This is a genomic window from Pseudomonas sp. PICF6 (genome assembly GCF_009831705.1).
In the GTDB taxonomy this organism is placed as follows: Bacteria; Pseudomonadota; Gammaproteobacteria; order Pseudomonadales; family Pseudomonadaceae; genus Aquipseudomonas; species Aquipseudomonas rhizophila.
The window spans coordinates 229795-230473 of sequence record NZ_WUUD01000013.1; the positions used below are offsets into that span (position 1 = coordinate 229795).

The window sequence follows — 679 nt, forward strand, 5'->3', positions numbered from 1 at the left end:
TACGAGCACCGCCAACCTGGTGCTACAGGTACACAACAACGACGACCCGGTGATCATCGAAGGCCTGGACACCGAAGGCGGTGAGCTGAACCTTCAGGAGAAAAACCTCAGCGACGGCACCAGCCCGGACGCTCCAGCGCTGACCCAAAGCGGCACCTTCACCATCACCGCGCTGGACGGTGTACAGACCCTGAGCGTGGGTGGCATCAATGTCGTCACGGGCGGTGTTGCGGCCGGTTTCCCACAGTCCATCACCACGGCCTTGGGCAACACACTGACCATCACCGGCTTCAACGCCGTCACGGGCGTGGTGAGTTACAGCTACACCTTGCTGGACAACGAAGCCCACGCAAACGGCAATGGCGCCAACAGCCTCAGCGAGCAATTTGCCGTCGTGGTCACCGACGACAACGGCACCACGGCCACCGGCAATCTGGACGTGAATATCGTTGATGATGTGCCTCAAGCCGTGGACGACAGCAACGCCGGCACCGCCTCGGAAACCAACCTGACCCTGACGGGCAGCGTGCTGACCAATGACACCGAAGGCGCGGATCGTGTGGCGTCCGGCCCGGTTACGCCCGGTACCTTCACTGGCACTTACGGTACGCTGGTTCTCAACGCTGACGGTTCCTACACCTACACGCTCAACACCGCCGACGCCGACTTCAAAGGCCTG

1 protein-coding gene is annotated in these 679 nt (G+C 61.9%); it reads left to right on the forward strand.

Going from position 1 to position 679, the window contains the following annotated elements; translation table 11 throughout:
- Nucleotides 1-679: VCBS domain-containing protein (locus GSM73_RS26980; RefSeq protein ID WP_256676733.1), on the forward strand; the 679-nt coding region annotated here is incomplete at both ends.